We start from the raw sequence: 20,354 nt of genomic DNA on the forward strand, positions 1-20,354 counted from the left end.
GGGTGTCGTTTCTCGCGCGTGTCTTCTCCGTTCACACCGGCACCTCGACCCGCGGCTGGCGTGTTGCCGCGCTCATGCGGCCGTACCCGAGCGCTCCTGCAACGGCGGGAAGGAGCGCCTCGGCCGTGCGTCGGTAGCCGAGCGGACTGGGATGGAACCGGTCGAGACTGAACATCTCGTCGGGTTGTGAGATGAAGAACGGGCCCACGGCGTGGCGCAGCGACACCGCGTACGCGCCAGCGTCGACCGCTGCCTGCTCCTGGGCATCCGCGAGTTGTCGCGACATCCGTGACCCGAGCGTCCGCAGCGGCTGCGGAACGGGGCGCAGCGCGCCGAGGTCGGGACAGCTGCCGACCACGACCTGCGCACCGCGCGCCCGCAACTGGTGAACCGCCTCGACGAGGTGTCGAACGGAGGTGGAGACCGGCACCCGATGAGTGATGTCGTTTCCACCCACCACGATCACCGCGACATCCGGTCGATAGTCGCCCGCCAATTCGGCCACCTGAGCGTGCAGCGCCGCAGACTCTGACCCGACGACGGCAGCGGTGCGCAGCCGCACGGGACGCTTGGCCTTCTTGGCGAGCCCGATCGCGAGGCGCGCACCCAGCGTTTCTTTGCGCCGCTGGGCTCCCAACCCGGCGGCGATCGAATCGCCCAGCACGAGAAGGTCGATCGGGTCGCCCTCGAACTTCCGGCGCCAGATCCGATCGGCCTCGAGCGCATCCTCGCCGAGCGGTTTGCCGATCACACGCCGCGCCTGCGCCGCCTGGCGATCGAGCACGAGACGCGCAGCGAGGGAGGCCGTGGCGATGGCGCCGAGCATCGTGGCGACCACGAGGGCTCCGGTCGAGATCCGGCTCATGTCGCCATTTGACTGGCCCGAATTGAACCGCCGGTGAACGAACGAGCCCGCGTCGTGAACTAGCCCAGCGGCTTGAACTCCAGCTCATCGAGCGAGGCGCCCGGGCGCACCACAGCGAAGTGCGTGTACCCGTCGGTGCTCGCCCGGTCCAAGAGGGTCTTGAGATTCTTCGGACGCTGTTCGAGCCGTACCCGGTCACCGCGCGCGACCAACGCCACCTTGAGCCCGACCAGCTCCGCCACCGGCATGTCACGGTCGTGCACGAGGACGACCGCGGAACTGTCCTCATCCGCCGCGTCGGGGACGAGGTCGACGAGTCGCTCGAAGCCGAGCGAGAACCCGACGGCGGGGACGTCCTGGCCGAGGAACCGGCCGATCATGCCGTCGTAGCGTCCGCCACCGCCCAGCGAGTACGAGACGAGCGGATGCGCGATCTCGAAGATCGTTCCGGTGTAGTAGCCCATGCCGCGCACGAGGAACGGGTCGAAGACGAGCGGCGCTTCGCCGCCGCGGGCCGCCTCCACGGCCGCGCCGATCGCAGCCAGCGATGTGATCGCCTCCCCCGCCAGCCCATCGGGCAGCGCCGCCCGGATCTGCCCCTCACCGAATCCGCTGACGGTTCCCTTCTCCCGCGCGAGAAACGCGGCGAACGCGTCAACCGCGACCGGCGTCGACGAGCGTTCCCGCAACTCCGCAGCCACGCCCTCGGCCCCGATCTTGTCGAGTTTGTCGATCGTGATCAGCACGCCGGGGCGTTCATTCTCGGGGAATCCGAAGTGCTCGAGCATCGCGTCCAACAGGCGACGATCGTTCACACGCACGATTCCGCCCTCCAACCCGAGCGCGTCGAGGGCGTCGAGGGTTGCGGTGATGAGCTCGGCCTCGGCCCGCCCCGAGGCGTCGCCGATGATGTCGATGTCGCACTGGACGAACTGCCGGTATCGCCCCTTCTGCGGACGCTCCGCCCGCCAGACGGGTGCGATCTGCACGGCACGGAAGACGCCCGGGAGCTCAGCACGGTGGCTCGCGTAGAAGCGCGCGAGCGGAACCGTCAGGTCGTAGCGCAAGCCGAGGTCTGACAGCGCCGCCGGATCGTCGGCTGCAGCGCGGATGCCGTCGGCATCGAGCCCTCGGCGCAGCACGTTGTAGGCGAGCTTCTCGTTGTCACCGCCGATTCCGGCGTGGAGCCGCTCGTAGTCCTCGACGACCGGCGTCTCGATCTCGTCGAACCCGTGCGCGCGGTAACGCTCGCGGATGACAGCGAGCACACGCTCGCGACGGGCCTTGTCGGCGGGGAGGAAATCGCGCATGCCGCGCGGCGGGGTGACGGGTGGCACCGGGCTATTCTTCCAGGTCGGCAGGTGCAGCTTCGGCAGTCCGGATGTCTGCTGACAGGACGCGCAGCCGCTCGCGCAGCGCGCGCTCGGCATCCCACCCCCGCTCGCGGGCGATCGCGACGAGGGCTAGGAGTGCGTCACCGAGCTCGGCCTCAGAGGTAGGGGCAGACGCCGAGTCCGCGCCGCCGCGAGCCGGAAGCACGGGCGAGCGCAGGGAGGCTGCCTTCCCCACCAGTTTCTGGGCGAGCGCGAGGCTCGGCATCCGCTCGCTCACGCCGTCCAAGACGCTGGTGCGCGCCTGCTTCTCCGTCGCTTTCGCGGCATTCCACAGCACGAGCACCTGTTCGGGCGTCTCGGCCGTCTCACCGGCGAAGACGTGCGGATGCCGCCGCACCATCTTGTCGGTGAGAGTGCGGGCGACGTCGTCGATGTCGAAGGGATCGTCGGTGTCGCGAGAGGCGATCTCGGCGTGGAACAGCACCTGCCAGAGCACATCACCGAGTTCTTCCCGCAGGTCTGCTCGCGTGCCCGACTCGACGGCGTCGATCAGCTCGGCGCTCTCTTCGACCAGGTACGGGACGAGGTCGCGGTGGTCGATCTGCTGAGTCCACACGCACGTGTCGCGCACGGCTCGCATCGTGTCGGCGGCACGACGCAACGGGTCGGCGGCCTCCGATGCGTCGCGGTCACTCACGACGCTTCCGCCTCCCCGGGCTGGGTGAGCGCGCTCGCCCGCCGCCGGTAGTGACGCGCACGCATCGACACCAGGATGCCGGCGATGACGACCGAGATGAGCGAGCCCGACAGCACACCGAGGACTGCTTCGTCGGTGAGGAGGTCATTGCCCTTAAAGGCGAGCTCCGACAGCAGCAGCGACACCGTGAATCCGATGCCGCCGAGTGCACCGGCGGCGAGGAGGTCGGCAAGCGGGAGCCGGGGCATCGCCGGATCGTGCGCGACCCGCTGGGAGATCCACCCGAACAGCGAGATTCCGAGGATCTTTCCGACTGGCAGCGCGATGAGGATACCGTAGAAGGCGGGGGTGAGCTCTTCGATGGACACCGCCGGGATCACGACGAGCGCCGACGAGAACGCGAACAGCGGCAGCACGATGACGTTGACCCACGGCTCCATCGCGTGCCGGGTGTGAAGCGCTGGCTGCTGGGCCATCGCGAGCCCCAGTGCCACGCCGGCGATCGTCGCGTGGACACCAGAGAGGTAGACCAGCACCCACGTCGCGATCGCGAGCACGAGAAGGATCGGGATCACCACGGCACGTGCCCGAGTGTCGAGCTTTCGACTCAGGTAGCCGAACACCACGACGATGACGGCTGCGGCGGCGAGCAGGGCGATGTTGACCCCGTCGGTGAAGAGCACGGCGATGAAGATGATGCCGACGATGTCGTCGAGGATCGCCAGCGCGAGAAGGAAGATCCGCACGCCCGAGGGCAGTCCTCGGCCGAACACCGCGAGGACGCCGAGGGCGAAGGCGATGTCTGTTGCGGTGGGAATCGGCCATCCGTCAGCGGAAGAGGTCCCCCATGCGAACGCGAGGTATACCGCGATCGGGACGATCACACCGCCGGCCGCAGCGATCGCCGGCTGCAGAGCCTTCCGAGCGGAGTTGAGCTGTCCGTTGGTCAGCTCGAACTGCAGTTCGACAGCGACGACGAAGAAGAACAGTGCGAGAAGCCCATCGGCGATCCAGTGCCCCACCGAGAGCTCGAAGACGCCGGGGATGCCGACGTAGGTGTGCTGAATCTCCTGCACACTGTGGCCGATCGGGGAGTTCGCGATGATGAGCCCCGCGGCGGCTGCAACCAGCAGCATGATGGCGGGAAAGCGCGCAGAACGAAGCAACGACATGGAGTCCTTTCGGGGATGCGGCAGCCGACGCCGACCAGACTTCCCGGCTCTCCACCGCCTATCCTACCGGCGAGGCGCGGTGCGCTTCAGCGGCGGTGCGATTCGAGTGTCGTCTCGCGCCGTCATACGTCACCTCGATGAAACACCTGGCCGATACGGTGGAATCCATGCACGAACTGACCCGGACTGAAGCCATCGACCTCGTGGGCCGATACGAAGCGGGTCAGGAGATCCCCGAGCAGATGCGCGCCGACGTGCGCCTGCTCGGCTCGCTCTTGGGCGAAGTGCTGCGCGAAAGCGGATCCGCGGGCCTGTTCGAGGATGTCGAACGGCTGCGCCTGGCAACGATCCAGGCCTACACCGACGAGACGGCAGAGGCCTTCGCCCACGCCACCGCCGTGGCGGAGTCATTCTCGATCGATCGGGCCCATGAGGTGGCGCGCGCGTTCACCGCCTACTTCCACCTCGTGAATCTGGTGGAAGAGCACCAGCGCGTGCGGATCGTGCGCGAACGCGACGGTCGCCCGGACAGCGAGGGCGCAGCCGACTCGATGGAAGCCGCGTACGCCCGGCTCGCTGACGAGGTCGGTGAGGATGCCGCGCTCGCCCGCCTGCAGGCGCTGCGTTTCCACCCGGTCTTCACGGCGCATCCGACCGAGGCGCGGCGCCGGGCGATCTCCTCCAGCATCCGTCGCCTTGCCGGGCTGTTGCAGGAGCACGATGACCACCTGCGCGACGGCAACGATCCGGCGCGGCTGGAGCGGCGCATGGTCGAAGAGATCGACACCCTCTGGCGCACAGCGCCGCTGCGCCCCGAGAAGCCCTCTCCGGTCGATGAGGTGCGCTCGGTGATGGCGATCTTCGACGAAACGCTCTACACGGTCGTTCCCGCCGTGTACCGCCGGCTGGATCACGTGCTCCAGGGCGAGCACGCCGGCGGCCGCGCACCGCTGGTGAAGCCGTTCGTGCGCGTCGGATCGTGGGTCGGCGGCGACCGCGACGGCAACCCCTTCGTGACGGCATCCGTGACCCGCAAGGCTGCGGGGATCGCGGCGGAGCACATCCTGCTGGGGCTGGAGCGCACGACCCAGCGGATCGGACGCACTCTCACTCTGGATGCCGAGACCACGCCTCCGTCCGACGCGCTGCTGGCGCTGTGGAAGCGTCTGAAGGCCGCGGACGAAGAAGCGGCAACCGAGATCGCCAAGCGCTCCCCCAACGAGCCGCACCGCCGCATCCTGCTGATGCTGGCCCGCAAGATCGATGCGACGCGGCTCCGTGACGCCGACCTTGCCTACCGGGAGCCGAGCGAGTTCCTCGCCGACCTGCGCACGGTTCAGGAGTCGCTCGTGGCTGCCGGGGCTCCCCGCCAGGCATACGGCCACCTGCAGCAGCTGATCTGGCAGGTCGAGACCTACGGTTTCCACCTCGCCGAGCTCGAGGTGCGCCAGCACTCGGCAGTGCACGCGAAAGTCCTCGCTGAGCTCGATGCGGGAGCCGGTTCCTCGGGCGAACTGTCGGAGCAGGCCGACGAGGTGCTCGACGTCTTCCGCACGATCGCCTTCCTGCAGGAGCGGTACGGCCCGAATGCCGCCGGCCGCTACATCGTGTCGTTCACGCAGTCCGCCGAGGATCTTGCGAACGTGCATCGGCTTGCCCGCTACGCCGTCGGCGACGGCGGACGGATGCCGGTGCTCGATGTCGTGCCGCTGTTCGAGACGTTCGCCGACCTGCAGGCGGCACCCGGGATCCTCGCCGAGATCGTGCAGCACCCCGAGTTCTCGGATCGCCTGACCCGCACGGGCCGCCGGCTGGAGGTCATGCTCGGCTACTCCGACTCGTCGAAGGATGTCGGACCGGTCGCCGCGACGCTCGCGCTCTACGAGGCGCAGGCCGACATCGCCGCGTGGGCGAAGGCCGAGGGCATCGAGCTCACGCTCTTCCACGGACGCGGCGGCGCGCTCGGACGCGGCGGCGGACCCGCGAACTCCGCCATCCTGGCCCAGCCGCCACACTCCGTCGATGGCCGATTCAAGCTCACCGAGCAGGGTGAGGTGATCTTCGCGCGCTACGGCGATCCCGAGATCGCGATGCGCCACATCGATCAGGTGGCAGCCGCGGTCCTACTGGCATCCGCTCCCTCAATCGAGCGACGCAACAGCGGCGCGGCCCGGAAGTTCGCCGACGTGGCAGCGACCATGGATGCCGCATCCCGCCAGCGCTTCTTCGACCTCGTGAAGGCGCCGGGCTTTGCGCCGTGGTTCGCCCAGGTCACACCGATGGAAGAGATCGGGCTGCTCGCACTGGGCTCCCGACCCGCGCGGCGCGGCCTGTCGGTCGAGTCCCTCGCTGATCTCCGAGCGATCCCGTGGGTCTTCGCCTGGGCGCAAGCCCGCATCAACCTCGCCGGCTGGTTCGGCCTGGGCACCGCACTGGATGCCGTCGCCGACGAGGAACTGCTGCGAGAGGCGTATGAGCAGTGGCCGCTGTTTAGGACCATGATCGACAACGTCGGGATGAGCCTTGCCAAGACCGACCCGCGCATCGCACGGCGCTACCTCGAGCTCGGCGACCGTGACGATCTCGCTGGTCTCGTGCTCGACGAGATGACGCTGACGCGCTCGTGGGTCATCCGACTCACCGGCGGCGACGAGGTGCTGGCCAACAAGCCCGTGTTGCAGCGGGCCGTGAAGCTGCGCAGCCCGTACGTGGATGCCCTGTCGCTGCTTCAGTTGCGGGCGTTGCGTGCGCTCCGGGATGCCGCGGCATCCGACTCCCCCGCCGATCCGGATCAGCAGCGACTCTTGCTGCTCTCGGTGAGCGGGGTCGCGGCGGGTCTGCAGAACACCGGCTGATCGGGCACGGACCGCGCGTCGCTGCCGGAGGTGTCGGTGGAGCGAGTTAACGTCTCGGCATGGCGATCACGACGAAGACGACATCTGTGCGGGTCGCGTCGGTGATGCCGGACGTGGCCGCCGAAACCTGTCCGCTGTGCGGCACCGACGATGTCCGCGTCGAGGACGTGGCGTGGTTTGCCATCGAGTTCGAGCGCCGGTCCGACGTGCAGGATGAGCTCGACGTGCCCGATGCCGTCGTGTTCTTGTGCCGCGAGTGCGGCGTGAACTGGGACTGACCGCTCAGTCGAGGCGAATGTCGTCGGCGTGGCGTGCGAGGCTGCGACCGTAGCGCTCGGTGAGCTGAACCATCAGGTCGGGCGTCTCCCGGTCGAGTCCGAAGACGTAGCCCGGAAAATCGAGGTCTTTCTGCGCTTCCCAGATCTCGTCGTGCCGATCGGGCGAGTACAGCTGCGGCGGGTTCCCGACGGCGACCCATCCGATCGGTACCACGGTTTCGGCGGGAAGAACGGTACTCAGGTGAACGACGGCGTTGATGCGGACCTCACTGCGCTCGCCGATGCGCGCGCCATTGAACACGCGCGTCCCGGTCGCCAGAAACACCTCGTCGGCCACCGACGCACCCGAGATGCTGGCCATCGGCCCGACCAGCACGTGGTCGCCGACATGGACGGCGTCTGTCGCGCTCGCGCGGATCAGAGCGTTCTCCATCACGATGACGCTCTCGCCGATCGTGATAGGCCCGCCCTCCGCGGTAATGACCGCGCCGTGCAACACCTGCGAGTTCGCGCCGATGGTGACATCCCCTGAAATCACGGCGCTTGGCGCAATGACGGCCGCGGGATGGATGCGGGGCTCTGCCCGAGGTGCTCGAACCGCATCGTTCCTCCTCGATCGGTGTCAGCGTACCGGCGACCGCCCGGTTCTCGAACGTCGCGAGCGCGGCTACCGTGGAGGAGATGGCACTCTCCTCCCGAACCACGACCCGCGCACCCCGACCGACGATCGAGTTCACCGTGCTCGAAACGACGTGGCTGAACCCGCACCTGGTGCGCGTGCGCCTCGGCGGGCCCGGCTTCGCGCAGTTCCAGAACCGGCCCGAGACCGATAAGTACGTGAAGCTGAAGTTCACGACTCCCAAACCCGAGTCGCACCCGGTGACACGCACGTACACGGTGCGCCGCGTCGACCAGGCAGCGCAAGCGATCGACGTCGACTTCGTCATCCATGGCGACGAGGGTCTCGCCGGCCCCTGGGCCGCAACGGTGAAGCCCGGCGCGACGATCAGCCTCATGGGTCCCGGCGGCGGTTACTCTCCCGACCCGGAGGCCGACTGGCACCTGTTCGCCGGCGATCTTTCGGCCGTCCCAGCCATTGCCGCGACGCTCGACGCGCTCCCCGCGCACGCCCAGGGCACGGCGGTCATCGAAGTCGACACCGAGAGCGACATCCTCGACCTCGAGCACCCTGCCGGCGTCGATCTCGTCTGGGTCCGCAACCCGGACCACCAGGTGGGCGCCCTCGCCGACGCCGTCCGAGCACTCGACTGGCGCGACGGCCGCGTCCAGGTCTTTGCCCACGGCGAGCGCGAAGCCATGAAAGAGCTGCGGCGCGTGTTCTTCGACGAGCGCTCTCTCGAGCGCGGGCAAGTCTCGCTCTCGGGATACTGGGCGCGCGGTCGCACAGAAGACCGGTTCCAGGCAGAAAAGCGCGAGCCGATCGGCCAGATCCTCCCGCCCGCCTAGACCTGGGCCGCACGAGACCTGCCGCGCTAGTCCTGGGCTGCCGGGACTGCCGAGTCAGGGGCGACGGGTGCCGGCTCCGGCCACAGCTGCCCGAGGAGCGTGTCGACCCAGGCGATGAGGTCGGCATCGGCTAGCTGCTCACCGCCCGCCCGCGGCAACGGCACGACGACCGCCTCGCCGCCGGCGAGAAGTTTCGCTGCGGGATACAGCCGCTGCAGACGGACGCGCATCGAATCCTCGAGTCGGGCCGGCGCGATCCGCAGGTTCGGACCCATCGCGACGACATCCGTGAGGCCGGCGCGCGCGGCACGCCGCCGCAGCCGAGCCATCGACAGGAGCCCCGCAACGTCCGTGGGCGGCTCGCCGTACCGGTCGGTGAGTTCCTCGATGACCGCGTCGATCGCGTCATCCCCCGCCGTCGCGGATGCCGCGGCAGAAAGCTTCTGGTAGGCCTCGAGCCGGAGCCGCTCGCTGTCGATGTAGTCCTCGGGGATCCGGGCCTGGACCGGGAGCTCGAGCCGCAACTCGGCTGGCCCCTCGACATCCTCGCCGCGGAACGTCGCGACGGCCTCGCCGATCATCCGCAGGTAGAGGTCGAACCCCACCCCGGCGATGTGGCCAGCTTGCTCGGCGCCCAGCAGGTTTCCGGCACCGCGGAGCTCGAGGTCCTTCAGGGCCACCTGCATCCCGCTGCCGAGATCGTTGTTGACGGCGATCGTCTCGAGCCGGTCGGCTGCCGTCTCCGAGAGCGGCTTCGCATCGTCGTAGAGGAAATAGGCATACGCGCGCTCACGACCACGCCCCACACGGCCGCGAAGCTGGTGCAGCTGCGACAGACCGTACTTGTCGGCACGGTCGATGATGATGGTGTTCGCGTTGGCGATGTCCAGGCCCGTCTCGATGATCGTCGTCGAGACGAGCACATCGGCCTTGCGCTCCCAGAAGTCGTCGACGACCTGCTCGAGCTGGTGTTCGCCCATCTGACCGTGAGCAACCACGACCCGCGCTTCCGGCACAAGTTCGGCGAGCTCGCTCGCGATCCGCTGGATCGAACTGACCCGATTGTGGACGTAGAAGACCTGACCTTCCCGCAGCAACTCCCGGCGGATCGCCGCAGCGATCTGCTTGTCGTTGCGAGCGCCGACGTACGTGAGGATCGGGTGCCGGTCTTCGGGCGGTGTCTGCAGAGTCGACATCTCCCGGATGCCGGTCACAGCCATCTCGAGCGTCCGAGGAATCGGGGTCGCGCTCATCGCCAGGATGTCGACATTGGTCTTGAGCTTCTTCAGGGCATCCTTGTGCTCAACCCCGAAGCGCTGCTCCTCATCGATGATCATGAGGCCGAGGTCCTTGAAGATGACCTTCTCGGTGAGGATCCGGTGGGTGCCGATCACCATGTCGACGGTGCCGTCGGTGAGACCGGCAAGAGTCTCCCGCGCCTCCTTGTCGGTCTGGAAGCGCGAGAGCGCCTTGACCTTGACCGGGAACCCGGCAAAGCGCTCCGTGAACGTCTCGAGGTGCTGCTTGACCAGCAGCGTCGTCGGCACGAGCATCGCAACCTGCTTGCCGTCTTGGATCGCCTTGAACGCGGCCCGCACGGCGACCTCGGTCTTGCCGAACCCGACATCCCCCGACAGCAGACGGTCCATCGGGATTGGCCGCTCCATATCGGCCTTGATCTCGTCGATCGTCTGCAGCTGGTCCATCGTCTCGGCAAACGGGAACGCCTCTTCGAGCTCGCGCTGCCACGGCGTGTCCGGCCCGAACGCGTACCCCTTCGCCGCCATCCGCGCCGAGTAGAGCTTCACGAGCTCGACGGCGATATCGCGCACCGCCTTGCGGGCGCGACCCTTCGCCTGCGCCCAGTCACTGCCGCCCATCTTCGAGAGGGTGGGAGCCTCACCGCCGACGTAACGCGACAGGAGGTCGAGCTGATCGGTGGGCACCATGAGCTTGTCGCCGGGGTATCCCCGCTTGGCTGGCGCGTACTCGAGCACGACGTATTCCCGCACGCTCTTGACGGGGTTGCGGCCACCCGACGACACCTCGCGCTTCGCGAGCTCGACAAATCGCCCGATCCCGTGGGTGGCATGCACGACGTGGTCGCCGGGCGTCAATTGCAGCGGGTCGACGACGTTGCGGCGCCGCGACGCGAGCTTCTTGACGACACGGCTGTCGCCGCCGATGGTGCGGCCATAGAACTCTGACTCCGTGAGCACCGCCAGGCGCGCGTCTTCGAGTTCGAATCCGCGCTCGAGCTGCGCGACCGCGAGCCAGACGCGTCCCGGCTCGGGTGCAGCATCCGCGTCGTCGACCAGCGCCGCCGCGATCTCGCGTTCGGCGAGCACATCGCTGGCACGTTCGACCAGGCCCGTCCCGGATGCGGTGACCACGACGCTCCAGCCGGCGGCGACGAGGTCGCCGACATAGGCTGTCGCCCCGTCGACGTTGCCGTGAAACGACGGCACCGATCGCGCAGGAATACGCACGGGGGCCTCGCCCAGCACGTCATCGAGGTCGTCGGCGAGCAGCCCCTCGGCTGCCGCATCCGAGGCTCCCGAGTCAAAAGGACTGAGCGTCCACCAGATGCCGGCGCGGTCGTGCACAGCATCACGCAGCTGGGCGATCGTCAAGAAGTCGCCGCCAGCCAAATCGACCGGTGTGCTCGCCCCAGCCGTCGCCGCACTCCACGCGGCTTCCAGGAACTCATGATTGGTCTCGGCGAGGGTGCGCGCGCGCGTCCGGCAGCGCTCGGGATCGACGAGAGCCACCGCTGACTGCTCGGGCAAGTAGTCGATGAGGGAAGCCATGTGCGGCACGAGTGCCGGGGTCAGGGACTCCATGCCCTCGGCCGGGATACCCTCGGCCATCTTCTCGAGCATCCCCTGCAAGCCCGCGAACTCGCCAGCCAACTGCCGAGCACGACTGCGGACGTCGGCGGTCAGCAGCAGCTCACGGCCGGGAAGGAGCTCCACGTGATCGACGGCACCGGGCAGGGAGCGCTGATCGGCGACCGAGAAGGTGCGGATCTGGTCGACCTCATCGCCGAAGAACTCGATGCGATACGGGTGGTCGGCAACGGTCGGAAACACGTCCAGGATGCCGCCGCGCACCGCGAACTCCCCGCGCCGCGAGACCATGTCAACCCGGTGGTAAGCGAGCTCGACGAGCCGCTCGACGATCACTCCGAGATCGTGGCCGCGCTCGCCCGCGCGCAGCCGCACCGGTTCGACGTCCGCGAGCCCCGCGGCCAGCGGCTGCAGCGCGGCGCGTACAGAGGCGACGACGATCACCGGCGCGGGTCCGGACGAGGACGCGATGCGCGCGAGCGTCTCCAGCCGTCGCCCCACGGTCTCGGGACTCGGGCTGAGACGTTCGTGAGGCAGAGTCTCCCAGGCCGGGAAGGGCAGCACCGCGGCCTCGGGAAGCAGCGCACTCAGGGCTGGCATGAGGGACTCGACGCGACGACCGGTCGGGGCGATCACCAGCAGCACCGGCGGCTTGCCGGAGTCGCGACGTCGACGAACGAGCGCGCTCAGCAGCGGCGCATCAAGCCCGTCGACCACCGAGATATCGGCATCCACCGGCGCGGCCGCGACCGCGTCCCGGAAATGCTCGGAGCGGTCGAGGGCGCGCGAGATCCCGGGAAAAGCCACCGGACGATTCTAGGCGCCCCGTGCGGGGCCGGGTTCACGGACGAGGGGCGTGATGCACCTGTTGGGCCGCGAGCAGGCCCTCATCGACGAGTCGTTCGACGGCATCCGCTGCATCCGAGACAGCCAGGGCGAGGTCTTCGCGGGCGGAGGCGGGGAAGGGCTGGAGGACCCAATCTGCGGGGTCCTGACGGCCCGGCGGACGACCGATCCCCACGCGCACACGCGGGAACTCTGGGGTGCCCAGGGCCTTTGCCACGTCGCGTACGCCGTTGTGGCCCCCGTGCCCGCCGCCGACTTTGAGCCTGACGGCATCGAACGGGATGTCGAGCTCGTCGTGCACGACGACGACACGTTCGGGGGGAATCCCGTAGAACTGGGCGAGCCCAGCGACAGGCCCCCCGACACGTTCATGAACGAGTTCGGCTTGGCGAGCACGACCTTGGGTCCGCCCGGGCGCAGCCACGCCTCGGCGACACGAGCGTTCGCCTTGTGGGCACGGAAGTTCTCACCGCGCCGGGACGCCAGCTCATCGACGACGAGCTGCCCGATGTTGTGACGGGTTCGCTCGTACTGTGGGCCGGGATTGCCCAGGCCCACGATGAGCCATGCGTCGCTCACGACAGCGCCCTCCCGGCCCGATCAGTCCCGCGGAATTACTCCGACTCGGTCGCAGCGTCGTCGGCAGCGCCGCTCGCGTCAGCGGCTGCCTCGTCCTCGGCGCCGGTCTCATCAGCGGATGCGGCGGCGGGAACCGAGATCGCAATGACGAGAACCTCGGGGTCGGTGAGCAGCACTGCGCCCTGGGGAAGGGTCAGTTCACCGGCCGTGATGCGGGCGCCCTCTTCCAGGCCCTCGACGTCGACCTCGACGTGCTGAGGGATGCTAATGGCTTCAACGTCGAGCGAAACGCTCTGGGCGTCCTGGTTCACGATGGTGCCGGAGAAGGACTCGCCGACGACGATGACGGGAACGTCGACCTGGACCTTCTCGCCCTTGTTGATGACGACCAGGTCGATGTGCTCGATGATCTGGTTCACCGGGTCCTTCTGGACGTCCTTGACGAGGGCCAGCTGGGACTTGCCGGCGATGTCGAGCTCGATCAGTGCGTTCGCGTGGCGCACGAGCAGCAGCATCTGGTGGCCGGGCAGCGCGACGTGCACCGGGTCGGTGCCGTGGCCGTACAGCACGGCGGGGATCTTGCCGGCGGCGCGCAGACGGCGGGCGAAGCCCTTGCCGAAGTTCTCGCGGAGTTCGGCGTGGACGGTGGTGTCTTCAGACATGTGCATTCTCCTTGGGCAGAGACCGGGTGCTGATCTCAGCCCGGACGTCGGGGGATTCGACTCAACCGCGAGCGCGTGAGGAACCCTGAGGCCGCACACCCTCGTCGATAACGGATGCTTGCCGCGGCGCTCAGCGCGCCGACGAGCATCCCTCGCCGAAGTACAGTCCGCAAGTCTACCAGCGGCCCCGGTACGATGGTGACGGGCCGTGACGGGCCCGCTTCCCGAGAGCAAGGACGGTTCATGGACGCCCAGGTCACCTCGAACATTCTCGTCGCCGTGATCGGCATCCTGACGCTGGGCACCCTCGTGGGTGTCGTTGCTGCGTTCTGGTCGATGGGGCGTTCGGCCTACCGCAAGGAGTGACCCGCGACGTTCCCCTAGGCTGACTGCGGCAACCACCCGCAGAGCGACGCCCAGGGAGTGAACGTGACGGATCAGGCAGCGACGAGCAGCGCGACAGCGAACATCGGAGTCGTGGGGCTCGCGGTCATGGGCTCCAATCTCGCCCGCAACCTCGCCAGCCGCGAGGGAAACACCGTTGCAATCTTCAACCGCAGTGCCGAGAAGACCGAGCACCTCGTCGCGGAGCATCCCGAAGCCGGCTTCGTCGCCACCTTCTCGTACGAAGAGTTCGCCGCTTCTCTCACGGCTCCCCGCACCGCGATCATCATGGTCAAGGCTGGCGCCGGGACAGATGCCGTCATCGACGAGCTCCTGCGTGTCTTCGAGCCCGGTGACATCATCGTCGACGGCGGCAACGCCCTGTTCACCGACACCATCCGCCGCGAGAAGGCCGTCCGCGAGACGGGGATCAACTTTGTCGGGATGGGCGTCTCCGGCGGTGAGGAGGGTGCCCTCCTCGGCCCGTCGCTCATGCCCGGTGGATCTGACGAGTCCTGGATCACGCTCGGCCCCATCCTGAAGACCATCGCCGCTGTCGCCGAGGGCGAGCCGTGCGTGACCCACATCGGCCACGACGGCGCAGGCCACTTCGTGAAGATGGTCCACAACGGCATCGAGTACGCCGACATGCAGGTCATCGCTGAGGCCTACGACCTCATCCGTCACGCGACCGGATACTCCCCCGCGCAGATCGCCGACGTGTTCGCCGAGTGGAACCGTGGCGAGCTCGAGTCCTACCTCATCGAGATCACCGCGGAGGTGCTGCGCCAGGTCGACAGCGACACGGGGCTGCCGCTCGTGGATGTCGTGCTGGACCAGGCCGGCGCGAAGGGCACCGGCGGCTGGACCGCCCAGACCGCGATCGATCTCGGCGTTCCGGCATCCGGCATCGCGGAGGCCGTGTTCGCCCGCTCGCTGTCCTCCCACCCCGAACAGCGCGCGACGGCCGGCATCCTGCCCGGCCCCGACGCCGATGCCGAAAGCTCGTTCGCCGACGACCCGGCTGCGTTTATCGAGAAGGTGCGCCGCGCCCTGTACGCGTCGAAGATCGTGGCGTACTCCCAGGGGTTCGACATCATTCGTGCGGGCGCCGCGCACTACGGCTGGAACATCGACCTCGGCAACGTCGCGGCGATCTGGCGCGGCGGCTGCATCATCCGGGCACGCTTCCTCAATCGCATCACCGAGGCATACGCCGACACTGCCGACCTTCCGGTCCTGATGACCGCGCCGTTCTTCGTCGACGCGCTCGCCACCGCTCAGGATGCCTGGCGTGACGTCGTCGCCCACGCGGCGGCCACCGGGCTTCCGGCACCCGTGTTCTCGTCATCTCTGGCGTACTACGACGGGCTGCGCGCACGGCGCCTCCCGGCCGCGCTCATTCAGGGGCAGCGCGACTTCTTCGGCGCGCACACCTACAAGCGCGTCGACCGCGACGGCACGTTCCACACGCTGTGGTCCGGTGACCGGAGCGAGGTTGAGGCCGTCGATACCCACTGACGCCCGCTGAGCAGCCCCGACGACGGGCGCGCAGGGTCATCGCATTCACAGACGGCACATAGCTGCCTCCATAGGAAACGCATAGCGTGCACCTCACAATGGGTGCATGACATCTCCGGCACCCGCCCTGCGCCGACCCGACGGCTCGGCTGTGCGCATCCTCGTCGTCGATGACGAACAGATGCTCACCGACCTTCTCTCGATGGCCCTGCGCATGGAGGGCTGGGATGTCCGCACAGCGGCATCCGGATTCGAGGCGCTGCAGGCGGTCCGAGACGTCGAGCCCGATGCGATGGTGCTCGACATCATGATGCCCGACCTCGATGGCATGGCAGTCCTCCACCGACTGCGGCAGTCGGGAAACGACGTTCCAGTACTGTTCCTGACCGCGAAGGATGCCGTCTCCGACCGTGTCGCGGGGCTGACCGCGGGCGGCGACGACTACGTCACGAAGCCGTTCAGCCTTGAGGAGGTCGTGGCGCGACTTCGCGGTCTGATGCGACGCGCGGGAACCGCCACGCAGAGCGAGGAAGAACCCATCCTGCGTGTGGGTGACCTCTCGCTGAACGAGGACAGCCACGAGGTTCAGCGAGGCGGCGACGAGATCGAGCTCACGGCAACCGAGTTCGAGCTCCTGCGCTATCTGATGCGCAACCAACGTCGCGTCGTCTCCAAGGCGCAGATCCTCGATCGGGTCTGGAACTACGACTTCGGTGGCCGGTCGAGCGTCGTCGAGCTCTACATCTCCTACCTGCGCAAGAAGATCGACCAGGGCAAGGAACCGCTCATCCACACTGTGCGCGGCGTCGGATACATGATCAAGGCGCCAGCACAGTGAGTGATGGCGCCCGCGTCGGATGGCGACCATGGGGACTCGAGGGGCGCCTGGTCGTGACGATCGTCGCGGTCGTGGCGCTGATCTTCGCGAGCGTGAGCATCGCAACCGGTGCGATCCTCGGATCGATCCTGCAATCCAATCTCGACAACGAGGTCACGGAAGCCACGGCGAAGGCACTGCGCACCGTCCATGATGCGCCCCAGGTTGCCGCCGGAACCGAGGATGCCGCAGCGTTGCTGGCATCGATGCCGTTCGAGCCGGGCTTCCTCCTCGTGGTCGAATCGGCCTTCGGATCGGTCACGGGCGGGTACATCGACGCCGACGGGACCGTATCGTCGCTCGATGACTCGCAGATGGCGCAGATCGTTCAACAGCTGATCCAGCCGGGAGAGGGCGGCCCCGTCCGCGAGATCACGATCGACGGGGTCGGGACCTACCGGATGCTCGCGCTCGGCGGCGGCAGCTTCGCTATCGCCTCGGGCCTTCCCGCGAGTCAGGTGACCGCGACGCTCACGCAGATCGCGACGACCGTCGCCCTCCTCACCGCCGGCGGACTCGTCCTCCTGGGGCTCGCCGTGACGGTGATCGTGCGCCGGAGCCTGCGCCCCCTTCGCGTGGTCGCCGACACGGCTGAGCGCGTTGCGAGCGTCCCGATGGCCGAAGGCGCCGTATCGATTGCCGACCGCGTCCCGGACTCGGAGATCGACGAGCACACCGAGATCGGCCGCGTCGGCCACGCCCTCAATACGCTGCTGGACCACGTCGACGCGTCCCTGGAGGCCCGCCAGCTCAACGAAGACCGGATGCGGCGCTTCGTCGCCGATGCGAGCCACGAACTGCGCACCCCGCTCGCCTCGATCCGGGGCTACTCGGAGCTCTCGCTGCGCGACCCGCTGCTCAGCGAGACAACCGAATCGGCACTCTCCAGAATCCAGGCGCAATCGCTGCGGATGACCCGACTCGTGGAGGACCTCCTGCTGCTGGCGCGGCTCGACGAGGGACAGGAGCTCGTCTACGGCGTCGTGGACCTCACGCAGCTCGGCGTGGAAGCTCTCGGCGATGCGCAGGTCGCCGGTCCCGAGCACGTCTGGCTGCTCGAGGTCGACGAGGAGCCGGTGACGGTTCCCGGTGACGCGGCCCGTCTGCAGCAAGTGCTCGTCAACATGCTCGCGAACGCACGCACGCACACTCCCGCGGGAACCGAGGTCACGCTCACGGTCAGCCGCGAGCACTCCGTCGACGGCGCGCAGGGCGCGGATGCCGCGGTCATCAGCGTGCACGACAACGGCCCGGGGATCGAGCCGGCTATCGCCGACGAACTGTTCGAGAGGTTTTCGCGGGCCGACAGGTCACGCGCTCGCCAGACCGGCGGCACCGGGCTCGGACTGTCAATCGCGCGCGCGATCGTCCGCGCGCATCACGGTGAGATCTCGGTTCAGAGCGCTCCCGGCGACACCACCTTCACGGTTCGCCTGCCGCTTCCCGCAGAGCAGGGTCGCGCCGAACCGGCAGCTGTGGGGTCGGCTCAGTAGCCGCTGAACGCGTCGGTGGTCACCGACTTCGCCCGCTCGAGCGCCGGTGCGAGGTCGGCGATCAGTCGCGGCGGCCCCGAGATGGCGGCATGGCGGGTGTGCAGATCGGGCACGACCTGCAGCAGACCCGCGGCATCCAGACGCACGCCGCGCGCCCACTGCCAGCTCTCGGGCAGCTGACCCGGATCGTCACGGGTGAACAACACAACCGGTACGCCCGATGCCGCGATGTCATCGCGGAAGGCGAGTTCGGCAGCTTCGGAGGCGACGTACACCAGAACGATGTCGCGGTGCTGTCCGCTGGCATGGAGGTGCCGCAGTTGCGACACGAACGGGGTGATGCCGATTCCGGCGGCCACCATCAGGAGCGGGGTCTCTGCTCGACTCGGCAGGACGAAATCACCCCAGATTCCCGTGACTGCCAGCGAGGCTCCGGCATCGACCTCCGCGAGGGCCCGCTTGTAGGAGCTCGGAGCCGGACCGCCCGCACCCGCCGGGTACTCGCGAAACGCAATGCGGATCGTGGGGAGATCCTCGGGAGCCGAGGCGATGCTGAACTCGCGACGGGTGCCGCGGGCGTCCGGCCGGTGGTGGGGAACGTCCAGCTCGAGGTACTGGCCGGGAAGGAAGTGGATGCGGCGCTTGGCGCTGAAAGTCAGCATCCGCACCGTGGGCGTGATCATCTCGCGGGACTCCAGCGTCAACCGCACAGCGGCGCGCACCGAGAACGCAAAGGCGACGAGGTTTCCCACCAGGAGCGCGCGTTCCTGACCGAGCGTGATCTCACCGAGCGAGATCGGCCAGCCGGCGAGGACCCCGACCACGCCCGCGACGAGGAACTGCTGCCAGCGCCGCGGCGGGAGCGTCAACGGTTCCGAGAGCATGAAGACGCCCAGGAAGAGGAACGGCGAGGACCACAGCAGCGACCAGAAGATCGTTGCCGGCTCGACGACGAGGCCCGCCGACTGGTACTGCATCGTCGTCCGCACGAAGCCGACAGCCACGGCGACCAGCAGGAACACCAGCACCATGCGGATCTTCTCGGTGCGCCACAGCACCCCGAGTCCGAGAACGACGACGGGAGCCGCGAGCACCGGCGTGCCCACCCACCACGCCGACGCGCCGAGCGCCGGAATCCAGATGCTGACGATCGTGAGGACGGCAGCGCCCACAGCAGCGGGGTTGAAGATGTGGCGACCGCGCCAGGCCAGCACGTACTTGGATGCCGCGGCCACGGCACCCGCCAGGGCGACACCCACCAGCGCGAGCGGGTCCAGGGTCGGCCGCAGCACGAACAGCAGGATGAACGCCGTGATCACCGACGATTCCAGGCGCAGTGACTGCGCGATGATCCGGTGCGCGATGACGTCGACCAGCCCCGAGGCAAGCGTCAGCACCACGAGGGTAGCGAGCATCTCCAGCGGTGTCGGCGCGACCAGTCCAAAAAATGACACGCCGAACGCGATGACCGTGAGCGTCAGCAGCGCCAGAAACACCATCCGGTACATCGAGACTTTGCCGAGCACCGCGAACACGCGATTCCAGCCGGCGGTCAAAAATCCGATCATGTGAACAACTCTGCCTTACACCGCTCGGTCCCGAATCCGGGAGACCAGTCGACCTGTCCCGTCGTCATCATCCGCACCCACTCGACGCCCCAGCGGTGTGCGAGCTCCGGGCCTCCCTCGAAGAACAGCGCGGTTGCGGCGGCATCAGCGATCATCGCGGTGGGGGCAACTGCCCAGGTCGCCGCAACCGTCCGCACCGGCACGCCCGTCCTCGCGTCCAAAACGTGGTGAAGCCCGTCGCCCCAGGCTCGCCGATTCGTCGCCGAGGCGCACAGCGCCGCATCCGCGAGCTCGACGACGCCGAGGATCCGGGTCGCGTCGTAGGGATGCTCGAGCCCGACCCTCTCGGGAGCATGCGAGCACCGCAGGTCGCCGCCGGCGTCTACGACGAGGGTGCCGCGGGTGCGCGGTTCGAGGTGCTCGGACACGAGATCGACCAGACGCCCCTTCCCGATCGCGCCGACATCGATGACAGCCGGCCGCGACACCGAGAGCGTGCCCCTGTCGGTGGAGATAACCCCTCGCCAGTCTCGCGGGGCCCCGACGGGACCGCTCGTGCGCAGCGAGTAGGACCGGTCGTAGCCCAGCGCTTCCAGCGAGGCACCGATGAGCGGGCTCACAGCTCCGTCCGTCGCCGCGTCGAGGTCCGCGTAGACAGCGAACATCGCCTCAGCATCCGCGGGGAGGGCTCGGGAACCGCCCGAGGCGAGGGCGCTGACCGTGGAGTCCTCGCGGAACCGCGACCATTCCCGGTCGAAGCCGTCAATCAGAGCGAGCACTGCGGCGCGCTCTGGCTCGCTCAGCGGTACGTCAGTGTCAACGGACCAGTGCGTGCCGATCGCCTCGAAGCGCCAGCTCGGCGATCGGCCCCGATCGACGCGTGGTTCGCCGCTCATTACGCCAACGA

Annotated in this window: 16 protein-coding genes and 1 pseudogene; 7 read left to right on the forward strand and 10 right to left on the reverse strand. The window is 68.3% G+C overall.

Translation table 11 applies throughout. The features are described 5' to 3' along the window. Nucleotides 1–31 precede the first annotated feature (31 nt). From IT882_RS10900 to nhaA, 4 genes are read right to left on the reverse strand one after another with little or no spacing between them, the layout of a single operon-like run. Complete coding sequence (locus IT882_RS10900) at nucleotides 32–865, reverse strand: SGNH/GDSL hydrolase family protein (RefSeq protein ID WP_195691876.1); 834 nt, start codon at nucleotides 863–865, stop codon at nucleotides 32–34. 59 nt (nucleotides 866–924) lie between these two features. Further along, complete coding sequence (gene hisS, locus IT882_RS10905; RefSeq protein WP_229382394.1) at nucleotides 925–2,175, reverse strand: histidine--tRNA ligase; 1,251 nt, start codon at nucleotides 2,173–2,175, stop codon at nucleotides 925–927. 31 nt (nucleotides 2,176–2,206) lie between these two features. After that, entirely contained in the window at nucleotides 2,207–2,839 is a 633-nt protein-coding gene (locus tag IT882_RS10910; protein ID WP_195694316.1) for a MazG nucleotide pyrophosphohydrolase domain-containing protein, read from the reverse strand. Between the two features lie 53 nt (nucleotides 2,840–2,892). Beyond that, nucleotides 2,893–4,068: a Na+/H+ antiporter NhaA gene (gene nhaA, locus IT882_RS10915; RefSeq protein WP_195691878.1), complete on the reverse strand. Its 1,176-nt coding sequence runs from the start codon at nucleotides 4,066–4,068 to the stop codon at nucleotides 2,893–2,895. Between the two features lie 167 nt (nucleotides 4,069–4,235). Between nhaA and IT882_RS10920 the strand changes: the two genes are divergently transcribed. Together IT882_RS10920 and IT882_RS10925 are read left to right on the forward strand one after the other, a co-directional pair. Then, entirely contained in the window at nucleotides 4,236–6,923 is a 2,688-nt protein-coding gene (locus IT882_RS10920) for a phosphoenolpyruvate carboxylase (protein ID WP_195691879.1), read from the forward strand. Between the two features lie 59 nt (nucleotides 6,924–6,982). Beyond that, complete coding sequence (locus IT882_RS10925) at nucleotides 6,983–7,201, forward strand: hypothetical protein (protein WP_195691880.1); 219 nt, start codon at nucleotides 6,983–6,985, stop codon at nucleotides 7,199–7,201. A gap of 4 nt (nucleotides 7,202–7,205) precedes the next feature. On the opposite strand, the gene IT882_RS10930 is transcribed toward IT882_RS10925, so the two are convergent. Continuing rightward, entirely contained in the window at nucleotides 7,206–7,739 is a 534-nt protein-coding gene (locus IT882_RS10930; protein ID WP_229382073.1) for a gamma carbonic anhydrase family protein, read from the reverse strand. Nucleotides 7,740–7,882: 143 nt separating this feature from the next. Between IT882_RS10930 and IT882_RS10935 the strand changes: the two genes are divergently transcribed. Further along, a complete protein-coding gene (locus IT882_RS10935) occupies nucleotides 7,883–8,668 on the forward strand; it encodes a siderophore-interacting protein (RefSeq protein ID WP_195691881.1) in 786 nt (261 codons plus the stop codon). Nucleotides 8,669–8,694: 26 nt separating this feature from the next. Here the strand turns inward: IT882_RS10935 and mfd are convergent, their stop codons facing one another. The 3 genes and pseudogenes from mfd to IT882_RS10950 form a co-directional block, all read right to left on the reverse strand. Beyond that, a complete protein-coding gene (gene mfd, locus IT882_RS10940; RefSeq protein WP_195691882.1) occupies nucleotides 8,695–12,324 on the reverse strand; it encodes a transcription-repair coupling factor in 3,630 nt (1,209 codons plus the stop codon). Nucleotides 12,325–12,358: 34 nt separating this feature from the next. Next, a pseudogene (gene pth, locus IT882_RS10945) lies at nucleotides 12,359–12,942 on the reverse strand (aminoacyl-tRNA hydrolase). Between the two features lie 35 nt (nucleotides 12,943–12,977). Then, on the reverse strand, nucleotides 12,978–13,610 hold the full coding sequence (locus tag IT882_RS10950; RefSeq protein WP_418887748.1) for a 50S ribosomal protein L25/general stress protein Ctc: 633 nt from the start codon (nucleotides 13,608–13,610) through the stop codon (nucleotides 12,978–12,980). Nucleotides 13,611–13,847: 237 nt separating this feature from the next. Between IT882_RS10950 and IT882_RS16940 the strand changes: the two genes are divergently transcribed. The 4 genes from IT882_RS16940 to IT882_RS10965 all read left to right on the forward strand — a co-directional run bounded on the left by IT882_RS16940 (nucleotide 13,848) and on the right by IT882_RS10965 (nucleotide 17,879). Next, nucleotides 13,848–13,970, forward strand: a complete 123-nt coding sequence (locus IT882_RS16940; protein WP_267490521.1) for a hypothetical protein — start codon at nucleotides 13,848–13,850, stop codon at nucleotides 13,968–13,970. Nucleotides 13,971–14,033: 63 nt separating this feature from the next. Then, nucleotides 14,034–15,509, forward strand: a complete 1,476-nt coding sequence (gene gndA / locus IT882_RS10955; protein WP_195691884.1) for an NADP-dependent phosphogluconate dehydrogenase — start codon at nucleotides 14,034–14,036, stop codon at nucleotides 15,507–15,509. A 106-nt stretch (nucleotides 15,510–15,615) separates the two neighbouring features. Then, nucleotides 15,616–16,347: a response regulator transcription factor gene (locus IT882_RS10960; RefSeq protein ID WP_324253871.1), complete on the forward strand. Its 732-nt coding sequence runs from the start codon at nucleotides 15,616–15,618 to the stop codon at nucleotides 16,345–16,347. Further along, nucleotides 16,344–17,879: a sensor histidine kinase gene (locus IT882_RS10965; RefSeq protein ID WP_195691885.1), complete on the forward strand. Its 1,536-nt coding sequence runs from the start codon at nucleotides 16,344–16,346 to the stop codon at nucleotides 17,877–17,879. The genes IT882_RS10960 and IT882_RS10965 overlap by 4 nt, the downstream gene beginning before the upstream one ends. Here the strand turns inward: IT882_RS10965 and IT882_RS10970 are convergent. Further along, on the reverse strand, nucleotides 17,873–19,447 hold the full coding sequence (locus IT882_RS10970; RefSeq protein ID WP_195691886.1) for an FAD-dependent oxidoreductase: 1,575 nt from the start codon (nucleotides 19,445–19,447) through the stop codon (nucleotides 17,873–17,875). The two genes, IT882_RS10965 and IT882_RS10970, sit on opposite strands and share 7 nt — an antisense overlap. Next, nucleotides 19,444–20,343: an FAD:protein FMN transferase gene (locus tag IT882_RS10975; protein WP_195691887.1), complete on the reverse strand. Its 900-nt coding sequence runs from the start codon at nucleotides 20,341–20,343 to the stop codon at nucleotides 19,444–19,446. Before IT882_RS10975 ends, IT882_RS10970 begins: the two co-directional genes overlap by 4 nt. Nucleotides 20,344–20,354: the final 11 nt, after the last annotated feature.

The sequence above is a fragment of the Microbacterium schleiferi genome (assembly GCF_015565955.1).
Lineage (GTDB): Bacteria > Actinomycetota > Actinomycetes > Actinomycetales > Microbacteriaceae > Microbacterium > Microbacterium schleiferi_A.

What these genes read in the sequence shown, in the direction of transcription:
- nhaA (WP_195691878.1), bottom strand. Translation starts at nt 4,068, where the DNA reads ATGTCGTTGCTTCGTTCTGCGCGCTTTCCCGCCATCATGCTGCTGGTT.
- IT882_RS10910 (WP_195694316.1), bottom strand. Translation starts at nt 2,839, where the DNA reads ATGCGAGCCGTGCGCGACACGTGCGTGTGGACTCAGCAGATCGACCAC.
- IT882_RS10920 (WP_195691879.1), top strand. Translation starts at nt 4,236, where the DNA reads ATGCACGAACTGACCCGGACTGAAGCCATCGACCTCGTGGGCCGATAC.
- IT882_RS16940 (WP_267490521.1), top strand. Translation starts at nt 13,848, where the DNA reads ATGGACGCCCAGGTCACCTCGAACATTCTCGTCGCCGTGATCGGCATC.
- IT882_RS10975 (WP_195691887.1), bottom strand. Translation starts at nt 20,343, where the DNA reads ATGAGCGGCGAACCACGCGTCGATCGGGGCCGATCGCCGAGCTGGCGC.
- IT882_RS10935 (WP_195691881.1), top strand. Translation starts at nt 7,883, where the DNA reads ATGGCACTCTCCTCCCGAACCACGACCCGCGCACCCCGACCGACGATC.
- IT882_RS10970 (WP_195691886.1), bottom strand. Translation starts at nt 19,447, where the DNA reads ATGATCGGATTTTTGACCGCCGGCTGGAATCGCGTGTTCGCGGTGCTC.
- hisS (WP_229382394.1), bottom strand. Translation starts at nt 2,175, where the DNA reads ATGCGCGATTTCCTCCCCGCCGACAAGGCCCGTCGCGAGCGTGTGCTC.
- IT882_RS10925 (WP_195691880.1), top strand. Translation starts at nt 6,983, where the DNA reads ATGGCGATCACGACGAAGACGACATCTGTGCGGGTCGCGTCGGTGATG.
- IT882_RS10950 (WP_418887748.1), bottom strand. Translation starts at nt 13,610, where the DNA reads ATGCACATGTCTGAAGACACCACCGTCCACGCCGAACTCCGCGAGAAC.
- IT882_RS10960 (WP_324253871.1), top strand. Translation starts at nt 15,616, where the DNA reads ATGACATCTCCGGCACCCGCCCTGCGCCGACCCGACGGCTCGGCTGTG.
- IT882_RS10900 (WP_195691876.1), bottom strand. Translation starts at nt 865, where the DNA reads ATGAGCCGGATCTCGACCGGAGCCCTCGTGGTCGCCACGATGCTCGGC.